Origin of the sequence: Pedobacter nototheniae (assembly GCF_004335085.1) — a bacterium.
Classification (GTDB): Bacteria; Bacteroidota; Bacteroidia; order Sphingobacteriales; family Sphingobacteriaceae; genus Pedobacter; species Pedobacter nototheniae.
The window spans coordinates 1,305-15,769 of sequence record NZ_RQRS01000004.1 but is presented as its reverse complement, the minus strand read 5'-3'; the positions used below and the strand labels follow the sequence as shown (position 1 = coordinate 15,769).

9 protein-coding genes are annotated in these 14,465 nt (G+C 36.6%); all 9 read right to left on the bottom strand.

Annotated features, from left to right (window positions below):
- Window positions 1–137 precede the first annotated feature (137 nt).
- Window positions 138–1,058, bottom strand: a complete 921-nt coding sequence (locus tag EHC72_RS04985) for a DUF4625 domain-containing protein (protein WP_131536571.1) — start codon at window positions 1,056–1,058, stop codon at window positions 138–140.
- 48 nt (window positions 1,059–1,106) lie between these two features.
- Entirely contained in the window at window positions 1,107–2,360 is a 1,254-nt protein-coding gene (locus EHC72_RS04980) for a hypothetical protein (RefSeq protein WP_246029375.1), read from the bottom strand.
- Window positions 2,361–2,374: 14 nt separating this feature from the next.
- Window positions 2,375–2,851 carry a DUF4625 domain-containing protein gene (locus tag EHC72_RS04975; protein ID WP_131536570.1) on the bottom strand — a complete coding sequence of 159 codons (477 nt, stop codon included), beginning with the start codon at window positions 2,849–2,851 and terminating at the stop codon, window positions 2,375–2,377.
- A 12-nt stretch (window positions 2,852–2,863) separates the two neighbouring features.
- A complete protein-coding gene (locus EHC72_RS04970; RefSeq protein ID WP_131536569.1) occupies window positions 2,864–5,269 on the bottom strand; it encodes a TonB-dependent receptor in 2,406 nt (801 codons plus the stop codon).
- A 133-nt stretch (window positions 5,270–5,402) separates the two neighbouring features.
- Window positions 5,403–5,744: a hypothetical protein gene (locus tag EHC72_RS04965; protein WP_131536568.1), complete on the bottom strand. Its 342-nt coding sequence runs from the start codon at window positions 5,742–5,744 to the stop codon at window positions 5,403–5,405.
- A 182-nt stretch (window positions 5,745–5,926) separates the two neighbouring features.
- Window positions 5,927–7,885, bottom strand: coding sequence for an alkaline phosphatase (locus tag EHC72_RS04960; RefSeq protein ID WP_246029374.1), 1,959 nt, complete (start codon window positions 7,883–7,885; stop codon window positions 5,927–5,929).
- Window positions 7,879–9,402, bottom strand: a complete 1,524-nt coding sequence (locus EHC72_RS04955) for a RagB/SusD family nutrient uptake outer membrane protein (protein WP_131536567.1) — start codon at window positions 9,400–9,402, stop codon at window positions 7,879–7,881. The genes EHC72_RS04960 and EHC72_RS04955 overlap by 7 nt, the downstream gene beginning before the upstream one ends.
- 12 nt (window positions 9,403–9,414) lie before the next feature.
- Window positions 9,415–12,714 (bottom strand): SusC/RagA family TonB-linked outer membrane protein, encoded by a 3,300-nt coding sequence (locus tag EHC72_RS04950; protein WP_131536566.1) that lies wholly within the window; start codon window positions 12,712–12,714, stop codon window positions 9,415–9,417.
- 160 nt (window positions 12,715–12,874) lie between these two features.
- Window positions 12,875–13,822: a FecR family protein gene (locus tag EHC72_RS04945; protein WP_131536565.1), complete on the bottom strand. Its 948-nt coding sequence runs from the start codon at window positions 13,820–13,822 to the stop codon at window positions 12,875–12,877.
- Window positions 13,823–14,465: the final 643 nt, after the last annotated feature.

The window sequence follows — 14,465 nt, the reverse complement described above, 5'->3', positions numbered from 1 at the left end:
CAAACGCTTTATTTAAAACTGGACTGACCTTACCGACTTATTTTCTAATAAAAAATTAGCCACAGAAACACAGATTAATAAGGAATTAAATTGTATTCCCTTTATTTCTGCATTTCTGTGGCATATTCTAATTCTATTTATTTATAATCAATTGTAATCGGTATTGATTTAAATACATTCATGTTGTAGCTGGTATTTTTATAAATAATAACCCAGTTATATTGGCCCGATTCCCACGCTTTTTCTCCAGTAATGGCGTTCGCCGATGGTTCATTGTTATCATTTGCAGCGCCAACTACAATAGATTCGCCGCCATAAACACCATTTATTTGTTTTAACGTAGCTATTTTTGATGCTGCAGAAAGCCCTTTATGTTCTACTTTTGTAACTACAATAGCCTTACTTAAATCTAGTTTATCAACACTTTCTGGGAAGTAATTACTTTTCCTTTTGATTAAAACCGAGTAAAGAATACCATCGCCCTTAATTTCACTAATTTGAGCATGTAAACTTAATTCATCACCTTTTTTAAAAATAAGTTCCTTCTCTACATAAGTATCAGTATAATAAATTAATGTTCCGTTTCTAGAAACAAAATCACGCCCAATTTTAGGATCAACAGGCATGTTAGCCGGGTCGGTAATGGTTAAAGTTTCCTTTAATTCAAGCTTACTTCCATTTTCATCCGTTACGGTAAAAAAGAAATCATACTTGCCTTCAGGCGCATCACCTGGGATGGTAAAGTGCTTATGGACATTGGTATTTTTTGCCCCCTTATATTCGTCCCAAACCAATTCAAACTTCCAGCTTGCGGTATACGTTTCGCCACTTTTTTGCTTGATATTTACACGTACATCGCTAATTTTTGTAACGGCAAGTACATCCGCATTAAAGTGAAAATCTCTGCCCCGTAAAGCACTTTTATTATTTGCAGTACCTATTTCTATATTTTCTGCAGTAGGTTTTAAATTTGTGGCTTCATTATTATTATCCTTTTTACAGGCCGAAAACGTTGCACCAACAACAAGTAAGGCTAATAGTATTTTTTTTGTATTCATTTTTAATTCATTTTATTCGTCTACAATTAATATAGTTTTCTTAATAGCCTAATCATTATGACCGCTATTGGTTTCGAAACCGAATAAGGTTAGTTTTACCGGACGGGCAGATACTTTATGTTTAATTACTTTGTTTAAATCGTCCAAGCTAATCTGTAAAACCTCGCCAGTGGTAGGGTTTGCAACATAAGCAAACTTAGCTGTAGCTTCTAAAACAGGTTTATAGGTATCTGTAGCATTTACAGCCGGCAAAATCTGTCCTTCTTTTTTAATCATTCCTGAATTAAGATCATAAACTCTTAATTTTCCATCAAGCGTTAATATCAATAAGTTTTTGCCTGCATAATCCACCTTGCATTGAAAAGCATCAGCACCAGCATAAATTGGCGTAATTTTATTTGTTGCAACATCAATTAAGTAAGCTCCTTTAGCAGCAACATAACCAATAAATTTCTTTGCAGATTCTGCATATAATACCGTTCCAAAACGGAAAGCGCCAAAACCATCTGGATTAGGTAGAAAACGCTGCGCTCCACTTTGGTTAACAATAAGTACCCCACCAGCAACAGCAGCTGATGTTGCATAAGCGCCAAAAACGGCATTTACCCCATCGCTTGCATTACCGTGTATAGCGCCAACCTCTATTGTTGAAGGGAATAACTTTGTACCATTTTTATCAATAATGATCGCTTTTGTTGGAGATGCACCTGAAGTTGTTGCCGATGTAACAGCATACGTTCCATTTAAAAATTGTGCCATTGCACCATGATGTGGTAGTAAACCAGCATTAATGGTTTTAAATTTTGCTCCTTTTGTATTAAAATCTGCATCGTTGCCCAAACTAAGTGTTCCTGCGCCATCATTAAAAATTAAAGATTCGTTCTCTCTACTTTTAAAGTGCGTTGGTTTAATTCCATCTGCCGTAATAGATGCCCATTTTGCAACGCCATCCACATCAACATGATCTATATGAGATTGAAGACCGCTATCAAATACTTCAACCAAGTTTTGGCTTTGGTATAACACCGCCGCATACCTGCCATTGGCTGTACCATAAAGGTTAGCTAGCGGATATTTACCCTCAAATGAGCTTACTTTTGCATCAAAAGGATTTACTTGGGAAATAATCGAGCTCAATTCATCAGCCACCAATACACGCACGTATTTAAACTCTTTACTATTGTTATTTACTACTTCTGGGGTTGGCTCATTATTATCTTTTTTACAGGCTGTAAATGCTGCGCTTATGGCGAGTACAACTGCAATACTTCTAAATGTTTTTCTTGTTTTTAACATCATCATTGGTTTAATTTTTATTAATTAATTTTTATACTTAGTCCCTTAATGGTTTGCCAGCCTTCTTTATCTGTCAGTCTAATTAGGAAATGATAATCTCCAGCATCAACATCTGCAGGTATGCTTATTTCTTGTGCAACACGGAAGTTTTGCTGCCCGGTTGGAATCGGAAAATCTTTAATCAGCAGAAAAGGTTTAACTGGAAGTTTTATAGCTTCTAAACTGCAGTCTATCACTTCTGTACTATGCGTGTGGTGGTCGAAATTATGGTGGATATCAACGCTTACCGATCCCAGTTCCCGGTTATCACTCAGTGTGGCAACAAACAGAAATTTATCGCCCCTTTTAAGTACACTACACTGTTTCGGAAAAGCATCCTGCGCAGTAATATCAATTACCGGATAGATGGTATCTATTTCTTGTTCATCCTTTTTACAGCTGTTTAAAAGCATAATCAACCCGGCGACAAAGGCCATTACTTTGATTTTTTTTCTCATTGTATTATTATTTTAGTGGTTTAAATGTTTGTTAATGCTGAATGGTATGCGGAGCGAAAGCACCAGATTACGTCCTTGCTCAGGAAGCCCAATTAATCGATAAAAACTGGTGTGATTAAGGTAACTGGTATTAAAAATATTCTGTACCTGAAAGCTGATGTTCGCTGTTTGCCTAGCTATAAATACCGAGGTACCAGCCTGAATATTGAATAAATTATATGATTCGGTTTTACGCTCAGGAGGTACAATATTATTTTGCGCTGCAGTTAACCGATAATCTATCGAAATATAAGTATCAGATTTTCCAGCTTGTGGTTTATATGTTAAATTAAATAATATCGAAGCTGGTGGCGAAAAAGGTAGTGTGTAACCTTTTTTATCCCCCGAAAGTTGTTTTGCATACAAGTATTCTGCCAGTACCTCGGCACTCAAATTATTTCTAATATTCAGCTTAAGCTGCATTTCTCCACCATACCTAAAAACCCGGCTTTGTGCATACTGGAACACCTGGTTGCCTGCGCCATAAAAATAATCATGCCTTGATGTTGGATTTAAATAGATATAATTAGGGAAATAATTAACAAAAGGACTTATTTGAATTGAAAACCTTTCCTTTTTCCATAAAAGTGATGCATCAAACTGATAAGATTGCTCAGGATCGAGATTTGGATCGCCTTTCTCATAACTAAAATAATGATAATTTACCCCATTTGCACCAAGCTCTTTCGCTATTGGTACTCGGAAACTCTTACCCAAATTCCCTTTTATTTCTAATTCTCCTGCTGCATAATTTATTCCTACAGACCACACTAAGCTGTTAAAATTTCGATTTAAATTTTCTGATCGGACTAACTTCTGACTTGCTGTGGTTTGATTGCTTACCGACTCAGAGTAGAACCAATCTGTGTAGCGAAACATAGAAATATTGGCGTAATCGTATCGTAAAGCTCCATGAAGCAATATGCGATCATTAATTCTATATTTATCGTAAATAAATGCACCTAAACTTTGCTGGTTAAAAGATGGCACCAGAAAACTCCAGCCATCAATATGGTTTTTCTGCACCTCTCCATTAATTCCAAACATTAATTCGTGCGCACTTAAAGAAAGTTTTTCTCGTAAATTGATGGAGTAAACCGACTTATCGAATTCCCTTTCCAAATCAATGGGAATGTTCAAATCTGCTGGGTAAATGGCTGGCATATAACCATGATTAACGTAATGGTTAAACTCTTGTCTGAAATTACGCTGATAGCCAATTTCGCCTTCAAACCTCCCCAAGCCATTCTCTAAAGTGGTTTTATTGCTCACTTTAAAATGATTAACCCTTTGCGATGGCATTAAAATATCGCGGCTATTATTATCGTGTAATTCTGTATTAACCCTTCTAGGTTCTAAACCGTGAGCATTTGCAAAAAATCCACTTTTGCTATATACATTGCTGATATAAAATATCGATCTGAATTTTTCACCCAAATAGCCAGAACTAAAATGCAATCCCGTTTCTCTGCCTGCTGTATTGCGAAGGTGATTTTTATAAAGCGAAACAGCATAATCATAAACGTAAAGTGTATCTGCCGGAACTTTGTAATCGCCATAATTTTGATAAGTAGTCCTTAAATCGAAGAAATACTTTTGTTTTCTAGCAAATAAATTTACAGATGTACCATACAGACTATTGTTAGATTTTCCAATTAAATCTACACTTCCTCCCAAAGTTTCGGGCGCTGGTACTGAAGCTGGTTTTATATTTATGGCACCTGCAATGGCATCAGATCCGTAAGCAAACGACGCCGCACCTTTTAAAAGCTCAACTTCATCAGCCGCAAATTGATCAATCTCTAGTCCATGATCTGCGCCCCATTGCTGTCCCTCGTGTTTTATACCTTTATCTAAAACCACAACACGATTAAATCCAAGCCCTCTGATAAGTGGTTTTGATTGCCCAGATCCAATCCCGATGGTTTTAATTCCTGGCAGGCGTTGCAATGTAGTCATTAAACTACCACCGAGATTTCTACGGATAAAATCGCTTTTAACAACTTCTAAATTTAAAGATTCTGTTCTCCTTCTTTCCTCCTGCCGCTTATCATTAATTGTAACCTCATTTAACTGAAATCCCATCCGATGAAGCACAATGGATAAATTGACATTCTGCGCTGAAACCTTAACATGACGATTTACGGTTAAATAGCCTTCTAAAATGCATTCTATCTTGTAATTTCCTGGCGTTAAGGCAATATCTACCAAGCCTTTATCATCACTTAAAAACTCTTGCAAATAACTGGTTAACTTAACTTTAGCCCCTTTAATTGGTTTGCTTTCTGTGTCGATTATGTTTAGGCGGAGGTTGTAATTCTGAGCATAGGCACCCAGACCAAAAAATACGCTACAGCATAGCATAAATATTTTTAGCATAGTAAATGGTAAGCCCTATTGGGCAAGTAAATACCGCAACGCAGGGCGGATTAGTTAATAAAAATTAGTTAAACAGTGGGGTTACAGAAGATATTTCTGCATGGAAGAAAAAATTCCGAAAGCAAGCTTCGGATTAAGCATTTAGGGCTGGTGGCCCTTTGTTGGTAAATCCTTGAAGCGTAAATTTATAATTACCAAGAATGAAACCGGTAAGGAAAATGGAAACAGTTGGCTTTAAAACCACAAAAGAAACATGCGGAACTTGAATAAAATCTTTACCGCTTTTATGGAAACAATAGTCGCAAACGTCGCATTTTTCGGGTGCGTAAACTATTTCCCTATCGTCTGTTTTAGGTACTGAACGATGATGATTATGTAAAAGACCTGCGAAAATTATGAACACAAAAAGAGCAGCAAGCACCATAGAAATGTGCTGCAATATAGATTGATGTTTATGTTTCCCTGATCTTTTCAATTGCAACAAAGATGCAATTAAATTTGATTTAAAAAAATAGCTCCGTTAAATATTTGCCAAAGATTTTTAAAGATGAAGTGATAAGCAACTTCTTTTATAAAATAAGTTTGCCACAGAAACACGGAGTTACAAGGAATTTAAATACTATTTTCCGTGAGTTCTGAGTTTCCGTGGCGGTAATTTTAGCGATTGGCTTTACCTAAATTATAAGCTTTTAATATTTTATAAAAAATTTGATTGTTTTGATACACACCTTTAAAATCTTCTGCTCCTGGCCCATACGCAAAAACCGGAACCATAATATTGGTATGGTCGTTGGTACTAAATTCTCCACGAATCATTCCTTTTTGTGGTTCGGTATCTAAAAGAGTTAAGCCGCCTGTTTCATGGTCGGCGGTAACAATAACCAAGGTTTCTCCATCCATATCAGCAAAACGTAAAGCTGCCTCAACTGTTTTATCAAAATCATGCAATTCGGTAACTACATAAGGTAAATCATTTACATGCCCTCCGTAATCAATTTGTGCACCTTCTGTCATGATGAAAAAGCCTGATTTATTTTTATTCAGCAATTCTATACTGTGTACAAGTGATTGTTTGAGCATATCTCCCCTACCTTTATAAACGGGCCGAGTGGCAGAATCTGGCAGTAAAACCAACTGTTTTCCACTGTTTTGTTTCGCAAAATCAGCTAAACTTGTACTCAACTGAAACCCATTAGCATCAAGCTGTTTCAATAGGTTTACATTTTTATTTTTATAGAAACTTTTTTGATTAGAACCGACTAGAATCTCCACTTTACTTTGCAGTAAATCCTGAGCAATTTCACCACTCATGGCACGATCTAGTTGATGCGCATAAAAAGCTGCTGGTGTGGCATCGGTAATGTCGCCAACACTAATAACGCCACTTTTAATACCATAACTGGCAAGGGTATCAACCAAATTAGTTCTTCTTAAATTATCTGGGCCTAACCCAATATACCTGTTATTGGTTTTAAAACCTGTGGCAAGTGCTGTTCCGCCGGCTGCAGAATCAGTATTTCCTGCATCGGCAGCACTGGTTTGCGCAAAGCCAATATTCTGCATTCTGGTAATGTTTAAATCGCCATTATTTGCCATTAAACCGGCATGGATTTGCGCTAACCCCATGCCATCACCAATTAATAAGATTACATTTTTAGCCGGTTTATGAGTTCCATCGCTTTTATAAGTAGGTGTATAAACTGGATAGGGCGTAGCATTGGTATAGGTAATTTTAGCTTTATTTAGGTAAAAATCACGAAGCTTTGTAGGTTGATCTGTATTAATCCAATCTGCGCCCAATCTTTCTAATACAATCCAAGTGTTAGGGCTATCTTGAGTTGCCCAAAACCTAAATGGTTTACCTTGCTCGTGCGCTTTGTTAATTACTTTGAGCAAATGTGCTTCGTCAGTTTTTGTCGGATTGCCTTTTCCATTCCATTGTGTATGGTTTTTAAGGTCATCACTAATCATTGCTACCCTTTTAAGTTCTTCTTTAGTGTAATTAATATAAGGGCGGCCATCAAAAGAAAGCTGAGCTGAATAATTTTTAAAATCGGCAGGTTTAGGCACATCACCACTTACTGCGATACTAATGGCGCTGGCTTTCAGATTTCCATCAAAAACATTAGGGTAAGCTTTTAACTCCTTCAACAATTGTGGCAAAACATGCTGATAATCTTGTTTTACATCAACAACCAATTGTAGTTTTAAAGAAGGGTTTTTGTAGGGATGATTTCCGTTGGCTTTGTAAAAAGTTGCTAACGGATCTAGATAGAGTTTTTTTAGCGTAAGTCCTGGCTTAATCTCTGTACTATCATGAGCCACATACAATTCGCCGTTTCTTAAAAAAACATCGGCCTCAATAGAGCCCATTTCGGCATAATAAGCCGTTAATAGCGGAATATTTTGTTTGTAATCGTTATGGCTGTGACCACGATTTGCATTTAATGCAGTTTGAGCAGAAGCGTTGTATAAACTCAACCCAACAAACAATAGTATTAAATTAAGTCGTTTACCTTGCAATAAGGTATTAACCAAGGATAAAAAGTGATAAGCACGGATTTTTAAATCCGTGCTTATCATTGATGAAATATTATTTAAATTTTTAATTACCATCCTGCGTTTTGTTTAATCACCCCGGCACTGTTATCAATTTCTTTTTGTGGTACTGCCCAAACATCATTTACCTGAGGATTAAATGCTCTTGCAGGCCAAATTACATTTCCACCAGAATCATGCAATGGTTTTGCATAAGTTGCTTGTGCATCGCCCCATCTCACTAAATCGCGATGACGATCGGCCCATTCTCCTGCCAACTCATTGCGGCGTTCGCGTTTAAGGTCGTCAATTGTCATTCCTGCTTTTGTACCTAAACCTGCTCTAACTCTAATTTTGTTTAATTCTGTATCACCTGCACCTGCTCCACTTAACATAATTGCGGCTTCGGCTTTAATTAATAATACCTCAGCATAACGCATTAATGGCACATTTAAATCTGTTGTTCCATTATCGCCATTTGGGTTTACATGTGTAGGAATTGGATTGGCATAAGAAAAAGGCTCCATATATTTTTTAAACTGATAATCGGAAGTTGCTCCAGCATCTTTAGTAAAGCTGCGTTCTTGCCCGAAGAACATAAATTTATCTCCTGTTTTTAAAATGGTGGCTTCTCTACGTTGATCTCCGGCTTCGAAAGAATCATATAACTCTTTAGTTGGCAAATAATAACCCCAGCCATTGTAAATACCCCAGGCTTTATTGGTTAACATTACACCAGGTAATTTACTTCCCCAGCCTGTACCACCGCCACTTGGTGTACAAACTACCGACCAAATGTACTCTTTAGACCAGTTGTTTGATGCTTTAAATACATCAGCAAAGCTGGTATTTACCAGGTTGTGCTGACCTGAACTGATAACCATATCTGCATATTTTGCAGCATTGGCATAATCTTTTTTATAAAGATAAACCTTAGAAAGATAAGCCCATGCAGCAGTTTTGTGTGCTTTACCATAATCTTCGGCTTTCATTGCAGAGAAAAACGGTAAATTATCAGCTGCTTTTAACAATAATTGGATAATGTAATCATAATTTTCATTTACATTTTTAGCACGAGGTATAGGCACAGAGGCATCAGTTTCTGGCGTTACAATTGGTACACCAGCCTTTTCATTTCCATAGTTGGCAGCCAATTGAAAGTAAACTAAACCTGCATTGAAGTAAGCATCACCAATAATTTGTTTCTTCAATGTTTCGTCCATTTGTATTTTAGGAACGTTGGTAATAATATCGTTAGCTCTTTTAATTACAGCGTAACGCATAGCCCATTGTCCTTCGGTATAACCACCGCCAATATAGGTACGGTTAAAATTTTTAATGTTATCGGCTTCGGGTTTGTTACGGCCTGTTACCATATCATCGCTGGCATTGATAAACCAAAACATACCACGACCATAATAATCTTCTTCATTATATTTTTCGTACATACCGCCTTCTGCTTTCAAGGCATCTTCTTTAGTTTTCCAAAAGTTTTGCGCTGATGGAGAACCCTCAGGCTCAATATTAAGTTGCTTTGTACAAGAGCTGAATAAGGCAATGGCAGCCACAATCAGATATTTTATATTTGTTTTCATTCGTATTAAAAATTATAAATTCACACTTAAACCAAGAATAAAGCTTCGGGCCTGCGGATAACGACCTGTATCTAATCCTAAATTATCCATTCCAATTTCTGGGTCGAAACCTGAGTATTTGGTAATGGTAAACAAGTTGTTTGCTGTAGCATAAACACGTACGGCACCTGTTTTTAATTTGCTAGTTAAAGATTTTGATAAGCTGTAGCCTAGTGTTACGTTGCGAATGCGCAGATATGATCCATTTTCTACATAAAAATCAGAAGCATTAAAGTTTCCGTTATTATCAGAAGTTGAAATAATTGGCACTTTACCATTAGGGTTTTCTGGCGACCATGCATCCAATATTCCAACCAATTTATTGTAAGATGGGCCACTGGCATTGTAAGTGGTTCTTTTTACGGCGTTGAATAATTTATTGCCTTGTACGCCTTGAGCAAGAATATTAAAATCGAAGTTTTTATAACTGGCGTTGAAACTCAAACCATAAGAAAAGTTAGGATAAGCACTTCCTGCGAAGTAACGATCTTTGCTATCAATGGTACCATTTCCATCTAAATCGGCAAATTTAAAGTCACCTGGCCTTGCATTAGGCTGTATTTTCTGTCCGTTAGGGCCTTTATAATTATCTACCTCTGCCTGTGTTTGGAAAATACCTTGCGTTTTTAATACATAATAGCTGTTAAGGGGTTGACCAACTTTTACAAAAATTGGTGCTAACTCATTCCGGAAATTGTTTGGTTGAGGTATTACATCCAGTCCTTCTCCTAAACTAATTACTTTATTGTTTATTTTAGTTAAGGTTGCATTTACAGAATAGTTAAACTCTGCAGATTTATCACTGGTATAGGTAAGACCAAGTTCTATGCCCTTATCTCTAGCAGTGCCAGCGTTAACCGTTTGCCTGTTTAAACCAGAAGTACCCGGAAGTGTTCTGGTTATAATCATTTTATTAATGTCTTTAATAAAATAATCTGCTGTTAAGCTCAATCTATTTAAAACGGCTAAATCAAGTCCAAAATTGGTTTGTTTTGACTCTGCCCAGGTTAAGTTTTTATTTGCTAAAATGCTTTGTGCGTAACCGTTTTGTAGGGCTGGCGTTTGTCCGAAATAACTTTGAGTAGGATCTAACAGCGGGTTAACGGCTGATTGTGTTAAACTGGCAAGATTACCTAAAATACCATAACTGCCGCGTAATTTTAATTCATTTAACCAGGAAACATCTTTAAGAAAATCTTCTTTATTCATTGCCCATCCTGCAGAAACTGAACTATAGTTTCTATATCTGTTATTGGCTTCTAAAAATGATGTTCCATCTCTACGACCAATTAACGACAGCATATATTTCTCTTTATAATTATAATTTGCCCTTAAAAACACAGATAATAGCGCTGTGGCAGCAAGTGTACTTATTGGCTTTTGGAGTACCGTAGCATTTGAAAAGTAACGGTATTGTGGTGATTCATCATCAAAACCGGAACCTGATACTTCTAAACCATTCTTTTTAATTTTTTGATAAGAATAACCTCCAGTAAAATCTAAATGGTGTGCACCAAAATCAGTTTTATAACTTAATACCTGTTCTGCAAGAAAATCATTTGTTTGATAGCTTCTCTGTACTAAACTATTGCTTAAAACGGGCTTACCAACTTCTGGCCTTTTTGGCGTAAAGCTTTTAAACTGGTCATCGGTTTTAGTAATACTTAAGTTAGATCTGAAAGTTAAACCTTTAGCTATAGTTACGGTAACATAAGGATTTACCATTAAAACATTAACAGGATTATTAATATCTATACGTTTAAGTTCAGTAACGGGATTAATAATATCGCCGTAATCGCCAGCATATGGCCCTGGTAACCCAGCATAAGAACCATCAGGATTGGTAGGTGTAGCATTTGTTGGGTAATAAACTGCAGAAAGTAATGCTCCAGTATAATCGCTACTGGTATTTGCTCCGTTTCCGTTGGTGCTACTGTAAGAAAGGTTTTCGCCTAATTTTAACCATGGTGTAATGGCGTGCTCAGAGTTTATTCTGAAATTGTAGCGTTGTGTTTGCGTGTTTAAAACAATGCCTTCTGCCTTGCGGTAGTTAAAGCTTAAGTAAAAATTAGATTTCTCCGAACCGCCATTAACAGCTGCATTATAATCTTGCAATAAGCCATCTCTAAACACTTCATCCATCCAATTGGTGCGGGTAACTTGCCCATCAGGATATTTTGTAGAATCAAAGGCAGGCAATAACGTTGTACCACCATTTTTAGCAGCTGTTGCAGCAACCATAGCACGTTGTTCTGCATTAAGAGGTTCTAATTTTTTCCACACACTTTGCTGTCCTAACTTGGCATCAAAGCTGATTTGCATTTTGCCATTTTTACCTTTTTTAGTGGTAATTAACAATACCCCACCAGATGCACGTGCACCATAAATAGCTGCTGAACCATCTTTAAGTACTGATATTGATTCAATATCGTTAGGATTAAGTTGTGGTACACCTGTAAAAATCGATCCATCAATCACATATAAAACACTCTCGGTATTTAAACCACCCGATCCTCTAATGTTAATGCGTGGAGTTGATGTTGGGTCGCCACCTTCATTAGTTACAATTACACCAGGCGATTTTCCTGCCAGCACATCACCAACACTGTTTAATGATCGTGATGAGAGTTTATCTAAAGCTACATTGCTAATTGCTCCGGTTAAGGTTACCTTTTTCTGTGTACCGTAACCTACTACAACAACTTCTGAAAGTGTAGAACGTTCTTCGCTTAACACCACATTTAAAACCTGGTTTTCGCCTACCTTTACTTCTTTGGTTCTATAACCAATCATAGAGAAAGATAAAACAGTTTCTGGTGCTACTTCTATACGGAATGCACCATTTCCATCGGTTATAGTTCCACTTTGTGTGCCTAAAACCTTTACGGATACACCAGGTAAAGTAACCCCGGTTGAATCTTTTACTACACCGGTAATAATTCTATCGGGTTTATTAAAGGTAGCGTTGTTTAAAATGATATAATCGCCTTTTTCTAATACGCTTATACCCATTTTATCCAAAAGAGATCTTACGGGTTCTTTTTTAAAGTCACCGCTAAAAAAAGTATTTCTTTGTTGTAATAAATCAGGATTATATACAAAGCTAAGACCTGTATTGGTTTCTATTTCTTTAATTATTTCTGTTAATTTCCGGCCTTTATTAATTTTAATACTAACCGTACTTTTCTCCAGTTTTTGAGCCATACCTGCTGAGGCAAGTAATGAACTGCAAAAGAAGCAGAGGATTGAAAAAGTTAAACATGAGTATTTCATGATCTTAAAAAGGGCTTGAGTCCTCTTGTGTGAGGTTGTTTTCATTTGTTTGTTTTATTTATTGTATTTGCTTTTAAAATATTCCGGTTGATATTTCCGGATGATAAATTATGGTTGCTGATCTAACCAGTACCAGTTGTATCTCTTTATTATCTGCTCATCATCTGTATATTTTAAAGGTTTTATTGTTTTTTGATGGACTGAATTTGAGGTGGTGCAGACTGCAAATAATATCCAGGATTTCTTCTGGCTGCTGCTTACTGCTAAAAACCGCGGTACATTTAAGCTTAGCCATTTCTGTATCGGCCAGTAAAATTTTAATGCTGTATGCGTATTCTAATTTGTTAATAACTTGTTGGAGGGTGCTGCCTTCAAAAGCAAAATCTACGTAGGCGGCTTGTTTAATTTTACGGATAGAAATTCGGTTTGCATTTTTATCGTAATCCAGTTGCTCATCTTTAATTAAAGTACCCATTAAGCCTTTTTGGTTGCTTACCGCTACTTTACCTGTGGCTACTGCTACTTGAATATTTTGTTGGGTGTTATAAGCTTTAATCCTAAATGAAGTACCCAATACCTTAACATTTACGCCCGATGTTGTGCTTACTATAAAGGAGCGCTTACTTTCATGAGCGATGTTAAAAAATGCTTCACCTTCCATTAATGAAAGTTTACGATGGCTGGTACCAAATTGTGCAGGATAACTGATTTTTGCTGAAGGCTCCAATAATATTTCAGAGCCATCAGGCAGAATTACTTTTTTTCTTTCGGTTGCTTTGGTACAAACAACTACTAAATTTTGATTGCTATTTCCATTATTACTGATTTTCCAAATGCTAATAGCAAGCGTAGCAACTAGCAATAATATTGCTGCAACTTTAACAAAAGCTTTAAAGTTAAACAGTGCCCTTAGCTTAGTTTTTGGTTGCATGGCTGCCTGTAGGTTTAAAAAAACCTGTTGACCAATTGCTGCCTTTTTCTCCGCTGATAAATCGGATTCTTTATTATTTACAATTGCATACCATTGCTCTACCCTCTTTATTTCTTCGGGTGTTGCTTCCTGGTTTAAATATTTTTGCAATAACTGTTTTGCCTGTTCTTCCGTCATTTGAATACATGTCAATTCAAAAGCAGAATGGTACTAACCAAAAATGTTATGTATAAATTAAGTTTATGTTAAGTGATATTGGGATTGTTTTATTGTTTTATTGTTATTTACCCTTGCGGTTGGTTATCACCAATCACATCATAGTACATTAATAAATCACATTTAAATGGTATGGTGAGAACACCAATGCTATTCAGTTAAGGTTATTTTAAGGCGATCGTCTTTGCGAGGTACGAAGCAATCCTAGTGCATTAGAAAGTAAAACCTATCGTTGTAAGATTGCTTCGTACCTCGCAAAGACGACTTTTTCTCTTAACTTAATAGAATTGGTGATAACACCGACAACAGCTATAAAGCTTAGAAGCGATTTATTTTTTGGAAACCATTGTCAGTAGCTTTTGGTTATGCAGTCCCGCCCTTTGCCGATACTGCAAGCGTCTCGCTTGTGGTATTCAGGTAGTAAAACATGCTATAATATATTTAGGACGCTTGCGGCAGTGAGGGGGATTGTTGGATTGTTTTATTGTTATTTACCCTTGCGGTTGGTTATCACCAATCACATCATAGTACATTAATAAATCACATTTAAATGGTATGGTGAGAACACCAATGCTATTCAGTTAAGGTTATTTTAAGGCGATCG